The sequence below is a fragment of the Nocardia aurantia genome, assembly GCF_009604425.1.
Taxonomy (GTDB): domain Bacteria; phylum Actinomycetota; class Actinomycetes; order Mycobacteriales; family Mycobacteriaceae; genus Nocardia; species Nocardia aurantia.
In genome coordinates this window covers 260,948-279,127 of sequence record NZ_WEGI01000003.1, presented here as the reverse complement: position 1 = coordinate 279,127, position 18,180 = coordinate 260,948, and the positions used below count along the sequence as shown (strand labels likewise).

Genomic DNA, 18,180 nt, shown 5'->3' with positions numbered 1-18,180 from the left:
GGCAAACTTCCTCGCTCGTCGCCGACGCACGGCAATACCGACCCGTTGGTGACCGGCCACGCACGCACACGTACGTACGTCTCGGTTTTTCGGGTAACGGCGAGGAGCTTGCGACACGGCACGCCCTTGTCTGGACGTGGCCCCTGATCTCGACGTTCCCAGTGGATACGGGTCTCGGCGCACGCGTCGCGGTACGCGTGCATCGCCGGCCCGGCTCGTTGGATGCGTTTTATTGTGACGACAACTCCGGCGCCCGATGGATCACCGGTGTATCCGTCCCCCTTGTCGATCGCCTGACAATGATCAGATGAAGCAATATGAACGGAAAGCTATTTCGATCGCCCCGCCGACCGTGTCCTCTCGATCATGCTACAGGACAAGCGATCGAGAGGACCGGGACTGCGCGAACGTCGCTGAACCGATGCGTAAATCGCTGGTTACACGAAGGTTCGATTCCGCTGAAACCTGCCGTGGACCAGCAATTTCGAATGAAAACCAACCAGTACTCTCACATATCCCCGAATAATCACCGGCGAGCTCCCGCGCGAATGGACGCGACGGTCGGTTTACTTCGGAGTGCAACGAATCGGATCGATTCTCGGCACGACGCGGAATCGGCGAGGACACGAAAGAGGTCCGGAAAGATATCGAGAGCGGGCCGATATCCGCAATTGCGACATTGCGGACAGGAATCGCTTCACAACACGACAGGCCGACCGGTTTCGAATTCGCGATCCCCGGCCCCGCTTCCTCCCGGCGATCGGAAATCGGCGGGTGCCGGGGAGATCGCTATTCGTTCACGAGGACCGGGATCGTCAGCGCGACCGCCGAGACGGTGATATCGCCGGGAGCCGAGGTGATGGTGAAATCGACCCCGTCGTTGTGCGGCCGATGACCGCCGCCTCCGCCGGCCTCCTCGTCGGCGTGCTGGAACACACCGGTCCCGGCGAGGTGTCCCGCGGCGTCGTAGAAGGCCGCGTGCACCTCCAGCGCGAGGATGTCGCTGACGTCGGTGGTGATCGCCACTGTGCCACGAACCGTGGACTTTTCGAGCCGGGCGCCGGTGATGCGCACGCGGTCGGTGAAGGGGCCGGGAATCAGCCGTACCTCTCCCGGCGCGGCCCCGGTGAGGGTGGCCGCGGGTGGTTCGGCGGTCCGCGGGCCCGCCGCGGCGGCGGGCGACGACGGAACCGCCGTGGGGGCGGGCACATTCGAGGTGGACGAGCAGCCCGTGCCCAACGCGAGCACCGTCAGCAGGCTCGCCGCCGCGGCGGTGCCACGCGGTGAGAACCGCGCCGCACCGGCAGCTTTCCGCATCACGGCAGCAGGGCCTTGTGCATCTTGGTGTACAGCGCGGTGTTGTCCTGGCTCGCGGCGAAGACGTCCGCGCCCGGGCCGTACGCGTAGATCTGCACATCCGCGCCGGTGTGGTTGCCGGACAGGTAGGTCAGCCACAGGCTGGCCTCGGGCGAGCCGTCCTTCACGTCGGCGGGATCATCGGGGGTCCGGAAAGTGGCCGGGCCGAAGTTGCGCGGATCCGTCGAGCCGTTGGCGAAACCGCTGGAGCGTACCGGATCCTTGACATTCTCCTTGCCGTCCCGCCCCGGCTTCGAGTTGTTGGCCGGGTTGCCGGTGTCGATGTTCACCGGTGGCGCAACCGCTTCGGCGTTGGTGAAGGTGCCCTTCTCGATGATGTTGAAACCGGCGCACTCGTGGTCGGCGGTCACGAGCACCATGGTGTGGCCGTCCTTCTTCGCGAAATCCAGCGCCGCGGCGACCGCGTCGTCGAACGCCTTGATCTCGTCGAGGGTCTGGGCGGCGTCGTTGGCATGCGAGCGCTTGTCGATCAGCGCGCCCTCCACCTGCAACAGGAAACCCTTGCTGTCCTTGTGCTTCGACAGCAGGTCGACAGCCTTGGTGGTCATCTCGGCCAGGGTCGGCTCCTGTTTCTCCGGGGCCGACGCCGGCAGCGCGGCACGCGCGTTGGTCACCGTCATGTTGCCGCGGTTGAACAGGCCGACCACCTTTTCCGCGTCGGCCGACTTCAGATCGCCCGCGGTGGCGACCTTCTGGCTCTCGGCGGTCTGCGCCTTCAGCGCCGGGTCGCCCATGCTGCCCAGCACCCGATAGCCGTTGTCCTGCAGCGCCTTCTGATCCTCGGGCTCGAAGCGGGCCAGGCCGCCACCGAGGATGACGTCGGCGGTCCTGTTCCGGGCGATCTGCTCGGCGATCGGCGTGACCAGCGTCTTGTCCGCCGGCTGCGCCTCGTAGCCGCCGTCGGATTTCTTGGGCAGACAGGTGGATTCGCTGAAGGTGGGGCCCTGGCAGCCGCGCAGCAGGGCGTGGCTGAACATGGCCGCCGGGGTGGCGTCGGTGATCTCGGCGGTGCTGACGTTGCCGGTCGCGAAACCGGCGGCCTTGGCCTGTTCCATCAGCGTCGGCACCGACTTGCCGGCGGCGTCGACGCCGATGGCCGCGTTGTAGGTCTTGACGCCCGAGGACCATGCCGTGCCCGCGGACGCGGAGTCGGTCACCAGGGCGGGCTTGCTGCTGTTGGGTTCCACGGCATAGGTGGCGACCGCGCCGACGTAGGGCAACTGCTCCATGGCGAGACGGCCGTTGGCGCCGGCGAACCGCTGCCGCGCGGCCGTGACGTGGGTGCGGCCCATTCCGTCGCCCAGCAGATAGATGATGTTGTGAACCTCGTTGCCGGACTTCTTCTCGGACCCGCATCCCGCGATGACGGTGGCCGCGGTCGCCGCGACCATGAGGGCCGCGACTCCCCAGATCCGGGCGCGCTTCCTGTGCTGCACGTAGTCTCCTCCATCGTTGCGCCCGACGGTACGGGCGCCGCCCGTCCCCGGGCGCGCTGAAGCTAACCCCGGCGGTTTGCCGCACCGGGGCTCACAGCCGACACGCAGCTTGCTCGCAGGTTAATGAATTCGTATCGATGTGACCTGCGGTTCATCTCCGGCGCTCCGCGGCCGGATACCCACCGAACTCGGTGCATTCGTGCACGACGACATGGGGCCGCCAGCGCTTCGCCGGCCCGAGCACACGCTCGGCGGTGGCGGGGAGATCCGGCTCAGTGGACGGCAGCCTCCGGCACCGCCTCGGCCTCGGTCGCGACCTCGTCGCGGCGGACACGGCGCGGCACCAGCATGGCCACGATCGCGCCGACGGCCGCCGCGGCGGCGCCCACGACGAAGCACAACCGGAAGGCGTCCAGCGTGGGGATCTGTGGCAGTCCGGGCGCGAGAGTGGTTGTCTTGCTGGTGAGTACGACGGCCATCACCGCGCCGGCGATGGTGGTGCCCACCGAGCGCATCAGCGAGTTGACGCCGACGCTCGAAGCGGCCTCCGTCAGCGGGACGTTCTCCAGGATGATCGTGGGCATCGCCGCATAACCGATCCCGACACCGGCGGACGCGATACAGGTGGCCAGCGCCAATTGCCAAGGGGCATGGAGCAGTACCGCGGCGCAGACGTAGCCGACCGCAAGCACGGCTCCGCCGAGCGCCAACGCGGTCCGGCCACCGAAGCGGGTCAGCAGGAAGCTCGAGACCGGCGCGAACACCATCATCATCAAACCGGCTGGGGCGAGCCACAATCCGGCCGCGAGCACGGTCTGGCCGAGCCCGTATCCGGTCTCGGCGGGCATCTCCAGCAGCTGCGGCACGACGATCGACTGGGCCATCATGCCGAACCCGATCAGCAGCGCCGCGATGTTGGTCAGCAGAACCGGCCGCGCCGCGGTGGTCCGCAGATCGACCAGCGGATCACGATGCCGCAATTCGAAAGCGGCCCAAGCGAAGAGCACCACGACGCCGGCGGCGATCAGGCCGAGGGTGGTCGCGGAGGTCCAGCCCCAGTCGTTGCCCTTCGACACCCCGACCAGGACCGCGACCAGCCCGACCGCGAGGCCGATCGCGCCGACCACATCCAGGTGCGCGGCATGCGCGTCGCGCACGTGCGGCAACGCCACCAGAGAGAACACGGTGATCGCGGTCGCGAGCACCGCCGAAACCCAGAACAGCGCATGCCAATTGTGGTCCTGAGCGATCCAGGCGGCCAACGGCAGCCCGAGCGCGGCGCCCACGCCCAGCGTCGCGCTGATCGTCGCGGTCGCGGCGTTGACCACCCGAGCCGGCACGACCTCCCGCACGAAACTGATGGCGACCGGGATGTACCCCATCGCCACACCCTGTAGCACCCGCCCGGCCAGCATCGGCACCAGCGAACTGGACAGTGCGCACACCAGCGACCCGACCAGCAACAGCCCCGCCTCGGCGACCAGTACCGGCCGCTTGCCGAACATGTCGGCCAGCCGCCCGGCGACCGGCATCGCCACCGCACCGCCCAGCAGCGTCGAGGTGAGCACCCAGGACGCGTTGCTCGCCGAGGTGCTCAGCAGATGCGGCAGTTCACTCTGGATCGGAATCACCAGCGACTGCATGAGCGCCACACACAATCCGGAGAACCCGAGGACCGCCACGATCAGCCAGGGATTGCCCCCGCGCGCCGTGGCGGCGGCCTCCGTGGATGTCTCCTGCACCGCACACCTCCCTCTCGCAACCTGGATGTGTAATGTACACATCCACTTGGTGTGTAGATTACACACATCCGCGACGGGGCGAATGAAGAGGGTGACGATCATGGACCGAGTGCCGGTACTGGAAGCCGGGACCACAGCCAGCCGATTTCTCGCCGGGACGCTCGCCCATCTCGACCGCCACCGCCGCCACCAGGAGCAGACCTCTCCCCTGGGCGTCGCGGACCTCCGGCTGCTGTGGTTGTTCAACGACCACCGGCCCCGGACCCTGCGCGAGATCGTCGACGAACTCGGCCTGGAACGGTCCACGGTGAACCGTCAGGTCAACGCCGCCCTCGCCTCCGGCCTGCTCCGCCGCTACCGCGAGGACGGCGCGAACGCCCACCTCGTCGAGGCCACCCCGAGCGGGCTACAGGCCTTCGAACGCGGCGTCAGCGAGATCCTGCACTCCTACGACGTCGCACTGGCCGAATTCGACGACCACGAGCGCCACCTCCTCCTGAACCTGTTCGACCGCTTCGTCTGCGCCTACGGACGAACCGTCCACTCCACCCCGACCCCGCCGCAACCGTAGCCACCGATCACCCGGCCGGCGGCCCGCCCGGGTTGCCTGTTGCCAGTGCGTTCCGCTCCTTGCGGTCTCCCGCGCACCGGACGAGACTTGCACCGTGCCACCGGCATCTCGGCCGCGGGCGCGAAAGATGTTGTCCCGATTCGGTTCTCATTCGGCGAGAACCGCACGCCCCCCTGTCGTCGTCGCATAGGCCGCCGACGATGGGCGATGATCGATGGTGAGGAATACCGATGATCGTCCGGATTCGGTTGCCCGGCACGGACACTGCCGCGACGTTGGCGGATCTCGCGGCATGGCTGGGCCGTGAGGACGAACTGCGCGGGCAGGTCGCCGTCGAGCAGCAGCCGGTGTCGACCGGAGACATGGGCACCTGGCCGGATGTCCTGATCGTCGCACTGGGCTCCGGTGGCGCCGGAACGGCGCTGGCGACCTCGCTGGGGCTGTGGATCAGATACCGCAAACCCCGGGTGGACATCGAGATCACCCGGGACAACGGGGATTCGGTGAAGATCGCCGCACAGGGTCTGCCCGAGAACGAGGTCGCCCGAGTACTGCGCACCGCGCTGGGCGAATGAATGCGACTACCGGATCCACGACGATCACGGGCAGTGCTGCTGGGCACCACCACCTTCATCGCCGGAGAGCTGCCGGATCTGCCCGCGGTCGGCAACAACGTGACCGACCTCGCTCGCGTGCTGACGAGCCCCCGAGGCACCGGCCTGCTCCCCGAGAACTGCACGACGCTCGTCGACGAGGCCGATCTCACCCGAATCGGCGACACGGTGATCACCGCCGCCGAGCAGGCCGAGGACCTGCTTCTCGTCTACTACGCCGGGCACGGGCTGATCGACCGGAACGGGCTCCTGTATCTGTCCCTGCCGGCCACCAGGCAGGACCCGGACAGGGTCGGGTGGACGGCGCTGTCGCTGGAAATGCTGCGCGGCACCCTCTCCGGCGCGAAGGCCGCGAACCGGTTGCTGATCCTGGACTGCTGCTTCTCCGGGCTGGCGATCGACCTCATGGGTGATGTCACATCCGCGGTCGCCGGACAGCTCGAGGTGGCCGGCACGTGCACGCTGGCCTCCTCGCCCGCGAATCGACCCTCGCGAGCACCGGCCGACGCGCGGCATACGGCCTATACCGGCGAACTGCTGGAGGTACTGCGGCGCGGCCCGGACGACGGCCACGAGTTGCTGACGATCTTCGACATCCACGACTATCTGGCGAAAGCGCTGCCCGCCAAGGGTTTTCCGCGACCCGAGCAGCGCAACACCCGGACGATCGGCCGTCTCGCGCTCGCCAGTGGACCCACCCACGCCTCGGACGAAACCGATTTCCGGCCGCCGGACAGCGGCTCGGGCGACCGGCGGAACCGGTCGCCTTCGGCACACCGTCGAACGCGGTGGTACCGGCCGATATCGGCGATCGCGCTCCTGACCGCCGCGATCATCGGAATCTATACGATCGGGGATTTCCACCGAGCGGGGACGAGCACACCGGCCACGGCGGGCGCGAGCACGCTTTCGACCGCCCCGCCGGCGACAGCGATCGCACCCGCCGGGACGATATATGTCTATCTGGTGGTCAACGCGTCGGCGTGCCCTCCGGGCTCGTCCCCGATGGCGATCAAGGGCAGTGTCGAGCCGACCGGGTGGTCCACGGATTGGGATGTGGGCGACGCTGTCGTGTACCCCCTCGTGGCGAAGGATGTGTCCAACACCGCCCACCTGGATGTCCGGTGCGATTCCGACGTCGGCGGACGGTCCATCACCGCGACGTCACCGCACATCGACGAGAGCTTCACCCCAACCCAATCCCGCCAATCGGTTCGGGTCGGCTGAGCCGGGAAGCGGAGAAACCGCCTGCCGCTCTGGCGGTGACGATCGGCCCGGGGTTGCCTGTTGCCTGTTCGTTCGCGCGCTTGCGGTTTCGAATGCCGCCGACGAGAATTACCGTGTGATCCGGAATCTTCGCCGGGGCAGGTCCGGCGGCGCCGAATAATTCCCGGTTCGGCGTTCAACCGTTGTGACGTATTTTCCCGAACGGTTGTCGAATGGATTTCACGGCGGCTCGATATTCGTGCCGCTTCATCGTCGCGTTCGTCGAATTGACCTGTTGGGTTCCGGGGTGATCACGGCCGACATCGGCCCTGGAATCCGCAATTCGGATCAGGGACGCGTTCCGCGCCCCTGCCGAACGATGACGGATCGCGATGTTCAGAGTTCACCGACGTCTATGAGCCCGTCCTGCACGGCGCGGGCCATGAGCGCGGCCTTGGTGCCGGCCGGTCGTCCCACGTCCGCGTACTTTTTCCGAATTCTGGTGATGTGCGTGTTCAACGTGCTTACGGTAACGAACAAATGAGCGCACGCGTCGGCCTTGGTATCGGACTTGATCCATTCGACCAGCACTTCCCGTTCCCTGCTCGACAGAACGGGACGGGCGACATGATGCACTTCGGCGGCCCGGCCACGCCGGCCGCAGCGGCAGTGCCGATTCGAGCGATCCGATTCCGCGATGATCAGGCTGTCGTGCTCCACCGGAAACAATGCGACTCCCTCCCGAGTTGCATATGCCTCGGCTTGTGACAACCACTTCGATCGAGGCATTGAAGGGATTCAATCACATTTCCGTCCGGCAGGACAGTAATTCGGTGCGCAAGTAATAACTAAACGGTAACGGGTGCGAAGGTGAGCCGGCCTACCCGCATCGGTCAGGGCGCACCGTACATCGAGCGCACGATGTCGTACGCGATCTCGTTGGCGGGGCGGCCGCCGGCGGGACCGTCCCGCATCGTGCAGAAGACGATGATGGTCACGTCCCGGATCGGGTCGTGGCCCATGAAGGTCTGGAATCCCGGGATCGCCCCGTCGTGGCCGAACATCGGCCCGAAGGACTCGAGGCCGAGTCCGTAATGGTTGGCGGTCGGATCCAGCGGGTCGAGCGGGGCCGCGCTGTCCACTCGCGCGCGCTGGAGGTCACCGTCGAGCAGACCGGTTCCGCCGACCAGGGCGCGAGCGTACGTGGTCAGGTCGGCGGCGGTGGAGATCACGCCGCCGGCCGCCCAGATCCAGGTCGGGTTCAGCGCGGTGACGTCGGTCGGCAACAGGGTCCCGGCGCGCGCGGCCGACAGCCGATCGTCCGGCAGCCGCGGCGATATCAGGGCAGAAGCGTTGCTGCCGTACATGTATCCGTGCGGCGACGGTGGCGGGACGGTGGCGTCGCCGGGCACCGGGAAGAAGGTCTGCGTCAGCCCGAGCGGCCCGAAGATCCGCCGGGACAGTTCGGTGGCGATGCTGTCACCGGTGACCTGCTCGATGATCAGGGCCATCAGAACCGTATTGGTGTTCGAGTAGCGGAATTCGGTGTCCGGAGCCGAGTAGGGCGCCTCGCGCAGCGCGATCGCCAGCAACTCCTCGGGCTCCCAGACCCGCGCCGGGTTCCGATCCAGCGCCCACGCGAACGCCGGATCCTCGTTGTAGCTGAACAATCCGCTGCGCATGTCCAGCAGATCGGCGACGGTGATGCCGGTCCCGCCGGGTACATCGGACCGGAACCGCGACACGGGGTCATCGAGGCGCAGCCGCCCCTCCCGGACGAGTTGCAACGCAACGGTTCCCACCATCGTCTTGGTGACCGAACCGACCCGGAAGAAGTCACCGGCCCCGATCGGATCGTCCGTCCCGATCACCCTGGTGCCGAACGCGTGTGACCACACCGTGGACGGAGTACGCACCCGCACAACGACTCCGGGCACCGCCATCGACCGCATGACGCGATCGACGATCGGCACGATCCGCGCGTCCAGCGCCGCACCGGGATCCGGGGTCACCGTCGCCGGCGGCGGCGGTGACGACGCGATGTAGCCGGGACGGTCGTCGGCGGAGGTGGAAATCATGACGCCGCAGATCAATCCGATGACACCCCCGCGCAGCATGGCGCTCGCCGTGCGCGGAGTCCCTGGATCGGGCACGGGTCACCGCCCGACGATCGAAACGGTGCCGACGGTGAAATCGGTGATGTACGCGGCGCCGGTGGTGCGGTCGAAGCAGATGCCGTGCGGATTGTTCCCGACCCTGACGGTGTCGGTCACCCGGCGAGCGGCCGCATCGATCACCGAGACCGTGTCGACGCCGTGATCGGTGACGTACTCCGTCCGCCCGCCCGGCGCGAATGCCACACCGACCGGGCCGTTTCCGACGGTGATTGTACCCACCACCGCACGGCGCGACGTGTCGATCACCGAGACCGTCCCGGATCGATGGTTGGTGACATAGGCCGTGCCGGACTCGACGGCGACCCCCCACGGCTCCTCGCCGACGGGCACGACGGCGACGATCGACGAGCCGGCACCGTCGACAACGGTGACAGCGTTGTCACGGGCGGTGGCGACATAGACGTTCCCGGTCGACTGGTCGACCGCAATTCCGTAGGGATGACCGCCGACTCGCACCGTGGCGGTGACGACGCGCCGGCGGGTATCGATCACCGACACGCTGTCCTCGTCGAAGTTGCTGACGTAAGCGGTGCGTCCGGTGCGATCCAATGCGATGCCGTAGGGTCCGGCGCCGACCTGGACCGTGGCGGTGAACTGCACGGTCCGCGTATCGATCACCGAGACCGACCGGGCCAGCGCGTTGGTCACGTAGGCGAGGTGACCGGCCTGATCCACGGCGACGGCGGTCGGTTTGGCCGCCGCGGGCAGCGTACCGGTGGCGCCGGTGTCCAGATCTATTGTCGTGATGGTGTTGTCGTCGGCGTTCGTCACGAAAGCGGTCCGGGTGTCCGCGTCGACACCCACCCCCCACGGACTGTGCCCCACCGTGTCGACGCCGGTCACCCGCAGCGGGCTGTTGCCGGAAATAACTTGCGCCGCAGTCGGTTTGCCGGTCCGATCACCACCGCTGCCGTTACCTCCCCCGGTCGAATGCACGGCCCACGCGACGACGACGGCGAACACCGCCGCACCCGCGGCCACCGCTTTGACCCGGCCGGACACCGGTTGCCGGCGCGGGGTGTTCGGGGGCGGTGGTGGAAGTGGTTGTGGTGGAGGCGGGTTGACCGTGGGGCCGGGGTGCGTGGTGACGATGGGTCGGGTGAGTGTGGGTGGTGGTTGTGGTGGTGGTGTGGTGTTCGCGGTGGTGGTGGCGGTGGTGAGGTCGGGTATCCAGTCGGTGGCGGTGGGCCGGGTGGTGGGGTCGGGGTCGAGGGCGGCGTGGATGAGTTGCCGGATGCGGTGGGCGACGGTGGGGGGTAGCCGGGTGGGGTCGCGGGTGGTCTGGTCGCCGGTGAGCAGGCGGAGGGCGAGCAGGCCGAGTTTGTGGTTGTCGCTGGCGGGGGTGGCCAGTTCCTCGGTGGGGTTGGTGGTGTGGACTTCCCAGCCGGGGGTTTCCAGTTGCGGGAGCACGGATCGGTTGTGCAGGCGCATGGCGTCGCAGTCGATGAAGTAGACGGCGCGGGTGGGGGTGAGGGAGAACAGCAGGTTCTTCGGTGACAGGTCGCCGACGGCGATGCCGTGGCGGTGCAGGATCGACAGTGCTTCGGCGGTGCGGGTGAGCAGTTCGTATCGGTTGCGGTCGGTCAGGGCGATCCCGCGGCGGGCGAGGAACGAGTCGTCGTTGAGCAGGTGCTGGAATTCTCCGGTGACGCGGACGCGGCCGGAGGCTTTGGTCATGTCGACGAAGAACGGGTCGGGGATCGCGGGCATCACGAAACCGAGGACCTCGCCGGTGCTGTCGTCGGTGACCAGCCGGCACGGCCATGCCACGATCGACAGCAGTTCCGCGCCCGCGCCGAAGGGCAGTGATTCCAGGTGCGCGGGCATCGACTCCAGGGCCCGGACATCCACATCCACCCGGTTCGCGGGCCGGTATTCCTTGTACACCAACCGGTTCGCGTACTGCATCCGCACACCCGGCGCGGTGAACACCACACCCTGACCCCCACCCGCGATCTTGGACTTGTTCCCGAGTTCCGACACTTTCAGTCGTCGCAACGGCATCCGCTCCACCCCCGTCGAGTCACTGCTGTGGTCTGGGCCAGATCGCCACCAGCGTGCGGTCGTCGTCGAAGGTCTCCCGGGAGAAATCCAGCGCATGGCCGAATTCGACGAGCGACGGCACCCGCCCGGCCAGCAGGCCGCGGAACAGATCTCCCACCTGCCCGTCGCCGCCGCCGAGTGGATCTCCGAAACCGTCGGTCCCCATCAGCAGGACATCGCCGGGCCGGACGATCGCTCGCGCCGTCGCGATCTCGGCGGGAACCCGCGGCAGCCCGTCGACCGCCGACGACGACAGCCCGGCCGCGGAGGCCGACTTGCCGCCCAGCAGCGGGATGAACTGTCCGCCGGACAGCAGCCAGGCCGCCGAATCGCCCACCGCGGCAAGGCGTGCCGAGACGGTACCGTCCGCCAGCGCGTCACAGGCCCCGACGACGAGAGTGGTGACCAGGAGTTGATCGGCCAGGCCGGCGTCCGCCTCGGGCAGGCCCAGGACCGTCACGGTCTGCTCGATCAGGGCCCACGCCGCGTATTGGAACAACGTGTGCCACTCGATGTCCGAGTCACCGGCGGGTGCGCTGTCGGCGAGCCATTGGCTCGCGTAGCGGACGGCGGTGGTCGCGCCGACGTGTGACTGGGCGGCACCCGAAACACCGTCGGCGACTGCCACATTCAGCCGGTGACCGAGTGCGTGGGTGATCGCGAGATCGTCCTGGCGTGGTGCGCCGTTGTGCCGGTGGAGATGTCCGCGCATCGAGGCCGCCCGGACCGTGAAGGCGCCCGTCGACCAGCCGTCCAGCACGGTGTCCGGGCGGTAGGGAACGCGCCGGAACTCGTCACCCACGGCGACCGGCTCGAACACCGGTGTCGGCCGCCCGACGACGATCGGCCGATCCGACGGCCACACCGGATACGAATTCGATTCCAGGGCAATCGGTTCGGCCGGCTGCGCGGCCGTGGGCGGCGGATCGGCGGCGGCGCCCGCGGCCGCGTCGTCCGGTCCGCGGAACTTCGAGAAGAGGCTCATCACACCGTGTCCACGGCGAGCGAGACGAATCCGTCCGGTTTCTCCACCTGCAGCGTGGACTGCCCGGTCGCCAGCGCCTGCCCGGAATTGATCACGGACTGGGTGAGCGCCGTGACGAACTTCGAGATCGCGATGCCGGTATCCGTTCCGGCCGCGGTGATGAACGCGTAGCGCGGATCGGTGGCCACCTGTTTGATGACCTCGGCGTCGGCCGACCCGATGCCGAAGGCGAGGATGTTGGGCCGGGCGGCGAACCCGGTGAGCCGCGCGTGCGCCTGCTCCCATCCGTCACCCCGGTTGGGCGCGCCGTCGGTCAGGAAGAACACGGCCGGCCGGTTGACCAGATAGCCGTTGTTCTTCAGGTTCTGGATATCCCGGGGAATCCGGTCCGTCAGTGCGTCGAACGCGGCGGCGAACGACGTGGAGCCGCGGGCGGACAGTTCGGGCATCTTCTCGATCCGGCGCAGATCCTCCGGCTCGAGATAACAGCGTGCGTCGTCGGCGAAGCCCACCACGCAGAAGCGGACCTTCGCGGCGGCCATCGACTCGCCCTGCAATGCGTCGAGCAGGCTGGTCAAGCCCTGATTCAGTTCTCCGACATGGGGATACATGGAACCGGACTCGTCGGCGACGAAATACACCGGTAGTACCGTTCCGAGTGGTTCGTTCATCGGGATCGTCCGTCACCTTCGGCAATAGAGTGGTCGGGTCGGCATGCCACGCATCTCAATACCCGGCCCGGGCCTCGAAACCCGGATCACTGAGCGTGGGAGGCGCTTTCGGTTGCACCGGCGGCGCCACGGCAGGCGCCGGCACGAGCGGTGCGGCCGAAACATCCGGTGCGGGAATGGATTCCGCCGGTTCTTCGACGCGAGCCGCCGGTGGATCATCGGCGCGCGGTATCGCGGGTGCCGGGCCCGGCACTTCCGTCCCGGTCACTTCGGCTGCGGGCGTGACGATTACGGCGGGAGCGGGTGATACCGCGGCGGTTGTGGTCGCAGCGGCGGGCGGCGATCCGGCGGCCTGCCGGCAGGCGGTGAGCGTGCCGGTCAGCACAGCCGCCGAAACCACCACCGCGGCTGTGCCGGCCAGGACCCCCACCCGCGAAATTCTTTCGGGCACGGTGCCAGGCTAATCGCCGGACACCGCCGCGACTGTCGTCCGTTCGGCCGATAGTGCCGGTCGCCGCAGCGGTTCCATACTGGCCTCCCGGTGCGCGCGGTACCGGGCGCACAGCCGGAACGATCTGGGAAGGTTCGAGAAGTTGAGACCGTTCGCCGGCATCCTCGCAGCGATATCGGTGTGTGCCGCACTCTCGCCGGCCGTGGCCACGGCGGCACCCGAATCCGGGAAATCCTTTGTCGTGATGGGTGATTCGTACACCGCGACGGCGCCGCTGATCGGGCAATCCGACGACGGCTGTATGCACTCCGCCAACTCGTGGCCCAATCAGCTCGCCGCGCTGGGTATCCCGGATCGCTCGGAGATGCTCGACACCTCCTGCAACGGCGGCACGATCGACACCGGCGACGGCTGGACCCTGCTGCATCAGGCCCGTAAAGCCGCCGACCGCAACGCTTTCGGCCCGGCGACCCGCGCGGTCCTGATCCAGCTGGGCATGAACGACACCTGGGGCGGGTCCGCCGGGCGGGCGTTTCCCTCGGTGGACTGCCTGCTGGACGTCGTCCGCGGTTGCGGGCTCGATGCCGCCGACCAGAACCGGCTGCCGGACTACCGCGCGGTCACCGGGGACGCGTACGCGGCCCGGATCCGGGAGGTGGTCGACTACGTGCGCTACTACGCCCCGGCCGCCACCGTCGCGATCGTCGGCTATCCGGAGATCTTCGCCCCCGATCAGCCGGCCGCGTGCATGGATCTGGCCGTCGGCGGCCGCGTTGTGCAACCGCGCGCCGAGGGTTACCTCGCGTATCTCGACCGGCTCCAGGACGCCCAGCGTGATGCGGCCCAGCAGTTGGGAATTCGATTCTTCGACGTGCGTTCGGTCACCGCCGGGCACGGCAGTTGCACGGCCGCGCCGTGGATCAGCGGCCTGACCGGGGACGACTCCCCGTTCGCGGGCGCACCGGTCCATCCCAACGCCGCCGGCAACACGGCCGTGGCCACCGGCGTCGAGCGCTGGCTCGGATTGTAGAGAACTACCGGATGTCCGATCCGAGCCGGATGGAAACCGGTGTACGGGAACAGCTTCCGGCACTGACCGGCGCACGCTGGTGGGCCGCGTTCGCGGTCTTCGTCCTGCACGCCCTGGTGTTCCTGCCGGTCTATCCCTTCCAGAAGTCGGCACTGTTCCGGAACCTGCACTGGTGGCTCCCGATGCAGCTCGGCGCCGCCGGGGTCACCTTCTTCTTCGTATTGTCCGGTTTCGTGATCTGCTGGTCCGCCCGACCGGGCACGACGCGGCGGTCGTTCTACCGGCGGCGCGCCCTGAAGATCTTCCCCACCCATCTGGCGGCGGCTCTCGTATTCGTCGCGGCCGCGTCCGTGCCGGTGTCGAGGCTGGTGGTGTGGCTGCCGGACGCGCTGCTCGTCCACGCGTGGGTTCCGACCTGGAGCACCGTGGGCGGCCTGAACGTCCCGTCGTGGTCGTTGTGCTCGGAGGTGCTGTTCTACCTGAGCTTTCCGGCGGCCCTGCCACTCGTGCGCCGGATTCCGCGGAACCGGCTCTACCCGGCCGTGGCCGCGCTACTGCTGCTGATCGCCGCCCTGCACCTCGGTCTGTACCTGTGGGCCGACGGCCCGAAGGGAATCGCGAACACCTTCGCGCCACGGCTGCTGAACGGCGACGAGTCGCCCCGATACGAAATACACGCCTCCCCACGATGGTTCGCACAGCGCGACATTCCCGTCACGCCGTCGTATTGGCTCGGATACACGTTCCCCGCCACGAGACTGCCCGAATTCTATCTGGGCGTCGTCGCCGCACGTCTCGTGCGCGAGAACCTGTGGCGGAACCTACGACTCGGTCCGCCGCTCGCGGCGACGGCCCTCACCTACGCGACTACGTGGCTCGTACCGATCGACTTCAAGATGTCGGCATTGACCGTCGCGCCGATGACCGCGGTCGTCGCCACTCTCGCCGCCCGCGACCGAGCCGGCATATCGGGCATCAACGCCTCCCGCCCGATGCAATGGCTGGGCGAGATCTCGTACGCGTTCTACCTGATCCAATTCCCGGTGATGGTGATCCTGACCCGGTTCCTGATCGGTGGCCACCGATACGGATTCCTCGGCTGGCTGTGCTACGCGTCGGCCGCCGCCGCCCTCTCCGTCCTCGCCGCAGCAGCCCTTTACCACTACCTGGACCAGCCGATCATGAAACGCCTCGCGCGCCCGCGCCTGCCCATCCCGGCCCGGCTCGCAGCGCGTCGAGCATCGACAGGAACAGGATCGTTCCCGCGATAGTTCTCCGAATATTTGCCGGACTCGGATGATCATGGCGACAACGGTGCCGACCGGGCAAGACTCAATAATGGAAATTCAATAGTGCGATTCGCCCGCACGCCGCGACACGGGAACGATCGACCACCGTCCAACTGGCCGTATCGAGCACCGATGACATCGTCCGAGCGAGCTTGCGGACCGGGATCGCCCCACGTCCGGGACACCGAACTCGGGATCGAGCACCGAGCCCACGCCTACGAACCAGTTGCCGATACATAGCCGAATTTGATAGGGCAATGACATTAAAACCTGCCGGTGCGAATTTCCACACGGAAGTTGTCCCATAACCGGCACGGTGGTATGGTCTCGATTCGGATTTGCCGCCGCTTGATTCGGCCATATCGAAGTATCGAGGTGCAAATGAATTTGGACGATGCTCTACACGACGGAATGTCGATGGACGGAGCAGTCGGTATCGCTCTCGTCGATTACAGCAGCGGAATGATTCTCGGCAAGCGGGGCGGGAATTCGTTGATCGACATGGAAGTCGCCGGAGCCGTCCTCACGCGGGTCGTGCGCGCGAAGGTCGAGGCAATAGAGACCTTACAGTTGGACGACGCGATCGAAGACATTCTCATCACGCTCGGTTCGCAGTACCACATCATGATGCCGCTGGACGACGGGCGGCGCGGCAGCATTCTCGAGAGCGGCCGGAACACGCTGTTCCTGTATCTGGTGCTCGACCGGGAACGAGCGAATCTGGCCATGGCGCGGCACCTGCTGCGCCGGATCGAACAGTCGGTCCAGGTGTGACGCGCCGGCTGGAATTAGCGCTCACCGAGCCCGACGAGGTCGCCCGGCTGCTGGCCGAGGCGTGCGAGTCGATCGATGACGCGGCGTACGCCTTCGTCGCCAGCCGGGACGGGCTCGTCGTCGCGAGCGCGACGGCACATGAACAGCCGGAGGACGCTGTGGCACTTCGCGGTTCGGCGCTGGCCGCGGCGGCGATGGGTATCGGCGATCATTTCGCCGCGATGTCGGCCCACGGCCGCCTGCAGTCGACCTTCTTCGAAGCGGACCGCGGTTGTGTCGGCATCTTCCCGATCAGCAGTGCGATGCTGCTCGTCGTGGGCAGCGGCCAATCGGTCAATCTGGGCCGGCTGACCGCTGCGGCGAAGCGAGTCCTCGCACTGCTCCAAGCGCCGAAATAATTTACACCGCATATCCGGCATCAGAATATTTCCCGAAAGGCACGGCATATGAGCAATCTGGATCTCGCACTGAAAGACATGATGTCCATCGACGGCGCGATCGGCGCCGCCGTCGTCGACTACTCCAGCGGTATGGCCCTCGGCATGCTCGGCAATTCCAAGACATTGGACCTGCAGATCGCCGCCGCCGGTAATACCGAGGTCGTGCGCGCCAAGCTGCGCACCATCGACCAGCTCGGGCTGAACGAGGATATCGAGGACATCCTCATCACCCTCTCCGGGCAGTACCACCTCATCCGGCCGATGTCCGGCCCCAAATCCAAGGGCCTGTTCCTCTACCTCGCCCTCCACCGCGAGCGCGCCAACCTCGCGATGGCCCGTCACCGCCTCAAGGGCATCGAGCAGGAACTCGACATCTAGCGCCGATTCCTCGCGGGTGGACGGGCCCGGTGCGCATGGCCGACGATGTCGGTATGTTTCCCACGCGCGAGGCCGATCTGTTCGAAGCCTCCAGGGCCCGCCTGGAGGCGATCGCCTACCGCTTGCTGGGCTCGGCCGGCGATGCCGAGGACGCGGTGCAGGAGACGTACCTGCGCTGGCAGGCGACCGACCGCGAGTACGTGGAGACGCCCGAGGCGTGGCTGACCAAGGTGCTCACCAATCTCTGCCTCAACCAGCTCGACTCGGCCCGCGCCCGCCGGGAGATCTATGTGGGGCAATGGCTTCCGGAGCCGGTGCTGGCCGGCGGCGCGATGCTCGGCCCGGCCGACACCGTGGAGCAGCGGCACTCGGTATCGATCGCCATGCTCACGCTCATGGAGCGGCTCACCGCCAAGGAGCGGGCGGTGTACGTGCTGCGTGAGGCTTTCGGCTACCCACACCACGAGATCGCCGACCTGCTCGACATCACCGAAGCCAACTGCCAGCAGATCTACCGCCGCGCCAAGCAACATCTTTCGACGGAGCGGGCGCGCATCGAGGTCGACGAGGCCGCCGCTCGACGAATCGTGGCGGAATTCCTGGCCGCGGCGGTCAGTGGGCAGACCGAGCGGCTGGTGGCGCTGCTCACCGACGATGCCGCCATCATCGGCGACGGCGGCGGATTCGTCGCGACGCTGAGCCGGCCGCTTCTCGGCGCGGAGCGCGTCGCACGGTTCGTGCGTCTCGCGATCAAGTCCTCGAACGGCACGTGGAACACGCTCGGCGGCAAGCCCGAGATGTTCGCGGCCATCGCCAACGGCATGCCCGCGCTGGTGCTGGTGTCCGAGGATCGGATCGTCGGCATCGCGGTCCTGGAGGTCACCGTCGACGGCATCGCCGCTGTCCACGGCCTCGTCAACCCCGACAAGCTGGCATATGCCAACCGCCAGTGGGCCACTTACGCACAGCGAGAACCGCTGGCCGAGTTGTGGTGAC

Annotated in this window: 18 protein-coding genes; 9 read left to right on the top strand and 9 right to left on the bottom strand. The window is 67.5% G+C overall.

Going from position 1 to position 18,180, the window contains the following annotated elements:
- Positions 1–789: 789 nt before the first annotated feature.
- From NRB56_RS07730 to NRB56_RS07720, 3 genes are all read right to left on the bottom strand, one after another.
- Complete coding sequence (locus NRB56_RS07730; protein ID WP_153339842.1) at positions 790–1,317, bottom strand: hypothetical protein; 528 nt, start codon at positions 1,315–1,317, stop codon at positions 790–792.
- On the bottom strand, positions 1,317–2,813 hold the full coding sequence (locus tag NRB56_RS07725; RefSeq protein WP_319942702.1) for an alkaline phosphatase: 1,497 nt from the start codon (positions 2,811–2,813) through the stop codon (positions 1,317–1,319). Before NRB56_RS07725 ends, NRB56_RS07730 begins: the two co-directional genes overlap by 1 nt.
- 272 nt (positions 2,814–3,085) lie before the next feature.
- Positions 3,086–4,597, bottom strand: a complete 1,512-nt coding sequence (locus NRB56_RS07720; RefSeq protein WP_153339841.1) for an MFS transporter — start codon at positions 4,595–4,597, stop codon at positions 3,086–3,088.
- A 58-nt stretch (positions 4,598–4,655) separates the two neighbouring features.
- Here NRB56_RS07720 and NRB56_RS07715 point away from each other — a divergent pair, with 58 nt between their 5' ends.
- The 3 genes from NRB56_RS07715 to NRB56_RS07705 all read left to right on the top strand — a co-directional run bounded on the left by NRB56_RS07715 (position 4,656) and on the right by NRB56_RS07705 (position 6,967).
- Positions 4,656–5,126 (top strand): MarR family winged helix-turn-helix transcriptional regulator, encoded by a 471-nt coding sequence (locus NRB56_RS07715; RefSeq protein ID WP_227837343.1) that lies wholly within the window; start codon positions 4,656–4,658, stop codon positions 5,124–5,126.
- A 230-nt stretch (positions 5,127–5,356) separates the two neighbouring features.
- Positions 5,357–5,701: an effector-associated constant component EACC1 gene (locus NRB56_RS07710; RefSeq protein ID WP_153339840.1), complete on the top strand. Its 345-nt coding sequence runs from the start codon at positions 5,357–5,359 to the stop codon at positions 5,699–5,701.
- A 33-nt stretch (positions 5,702–5,734) separates the two neighbouring features.
- The gene (locus tag NRB56_RS07705) at positions 5,735–6,967 is read left to right on the top strand and encodes a caspase family protein (protein WP_319942700.1); all 1,233 of its coding nucleotides are present in this window, start codon (positions 5,735–5,737) and stop codon (positions 6,965–6,967) included.
- Between the two features lie 375 nt (positions 6,968–7,342).
- Here NRB56_RS07705 and NRB56_RS07700 read toward each other — a convergent pair whose 3' ends face one another.
- The 6 genes from NRB56_RS07700 to NRB56_RS07675 all read right to left on the bottom strand — a co-directional run bounded on the left by NRB56_RS07700 (position 7,343) and on the right by NRB56_RS07675 (position 13,273).
- Positions 7,343–7,666: a LuxR C-terminal-related transcriptional regulator gene (locus tag NRB56_RS07700; RefSeq protein WP_319942699.1), complete on the bottom strand. Its 324-nt coding sequence runs from the start codon at positions 7,664–7,666 to the stop codon at positions 7,343–7,345.
- A gap of 173 nt (positions 7,667–7,839) precedes the next feature.
- On the bottom strand, positions 7,840–9,099 hold the full coding sequence (locus tag NRB56_RS07695; RefSeq protein ID WP_153339838.1) for a serine hydrolase domain-containing protein: 1,260 nt from the start codon (positions 9,097–9,099) through the stop codon (positions 7,840–7,842).
- A gap of 3 nt (positions 9,100–9,102) precedes the next feature.
- Entirely contained in the window at positions 9,103–11,127 is a 2,025-nt protein-coding gene (locus NRB56_RS07690) for a hypothetical protein (RefSeq protein WP_153339837.1), read from the bottom strand.
- Between the two features lie 19 nt (positions 11,128–11,146).
- Entirely contained in the window at positions 11,147–12,151 is a 1,005-nt protein-coding gene (locus tag NRB56_RS07685; RefSeq protein ID WP_153339836.1) for a protein phosphatase 2C domain-containing protein, read from the bottom strand.
- Positions 12,151–12,822: a vWA domain-containing protein gene (locus NRB56_RS07680; RefSeq protein WP_153339835.1), complete on the bottom strand. Its 672-nt coding sequence runs from the start codon at positions 12,820–12,822 to the stop codon at positions 12,151–12,153. Before NRB56_RS07680 ends, NRB56_RS07685 begins: the two co-directional genes overlap by 1 nt.
- A 55-nt stretch (positions 12,823–12,877) precedes the next feature.
- Positions 12,878–13,273: a hypothetical protein gene (locus NRB56_RS07675; protein ID WP_153339834.1), complete on the bottom strand. Its 396-nt coding sequence runs from the start codon at positions 13,271–13,273 to the stop codon at positions 12,878–12,880.
- A gap of 244 nt (positions 13,274–13,517) precedes the next feature.
- Between NRB56_RS07675 and NRB56_RS07670 the strand changes: the two genes are divergently transcribed.
- The 6 genes from NRB56_RS07670 to sigJ all read left to right on the top strand — a co-directional run bounded on the left by NRB56_RS07670 (position 13,518) and on the right by sigJ (position 18,179).
- On the top strand, positions 13,518–14,303 hold the full coding sequence (locus tag NRB56_RS07670; RefSeq protein WP_153339833.1) for an SGNH/GDSL hydrolase family protein: 786 nt from the start codon (positions 13,518–13,520) through the stop codon (positions 14,301–14,303).
- An 11-nt stretch (positions 14,304–14,314) separates the two neighbouring features.
- Positions 14,315–15,574, top strand: coding sequence for an acyltransferase family protein (locus NRB56_RS07665; protein ID WP_153339832.1), 1,260 nt, complete (start codon positions 14,315–14,317; stop codon positions 15,572–15,574).
- Between the two features lie 435 nt (positions 15,575–16,009).
- A complete protein-coding gene (locus NRB56_RS07660; RefSeq protein WP_227837341.1) occupies positions 16,010–16,366 on the top strand; it encodes a hypothetical protein in 357 nt (118 codons plus the stop codon).
- Positions 16,363–16,764, top strand: a complete 402-nt coding sequence (locus NRB56_RS07655; RefSeq protein ID WP_153339831.1) for a roadblock/LC7 domain-containing protein — start codon at positions 16,363–16,365, stop codon at positions 16,762–16,764. The genes NRB56_RS07660 and NRB56_RS07655 overlap by 4 nt, the downstream gene beginning before the upstream one ends.
- 48 nt (positions 16,765–16,812) lie before the next feature.
- Positions 16,813–17,184 (top strand): hypothetical protein, encoded by a 372-nt coding sequence (locus tag NRB56_RS07650; RefSeq protein WP_153339830.1) that lies wholly within the window; start codon positions 16,813–16,815, stop codon positions 17,182–17,184.
- Positions 17,185–17,237: 53 nt separating this feature from the next.
- The gene (sigJ, locus tag NRB56_RS07645) at positions 17,238–18,179 is read left to right on the top strand and encodes an RNA polymerase sigma factor SigJ (RefSeq protein WP_153339829.1); all 942 of its coding nucleotides are present in this window, start codon (positions 17,238–17,240) and stop codon (positions 18,177–18,179) included.
- Position 18,180 lies beyond the last annotated feature (1 nt).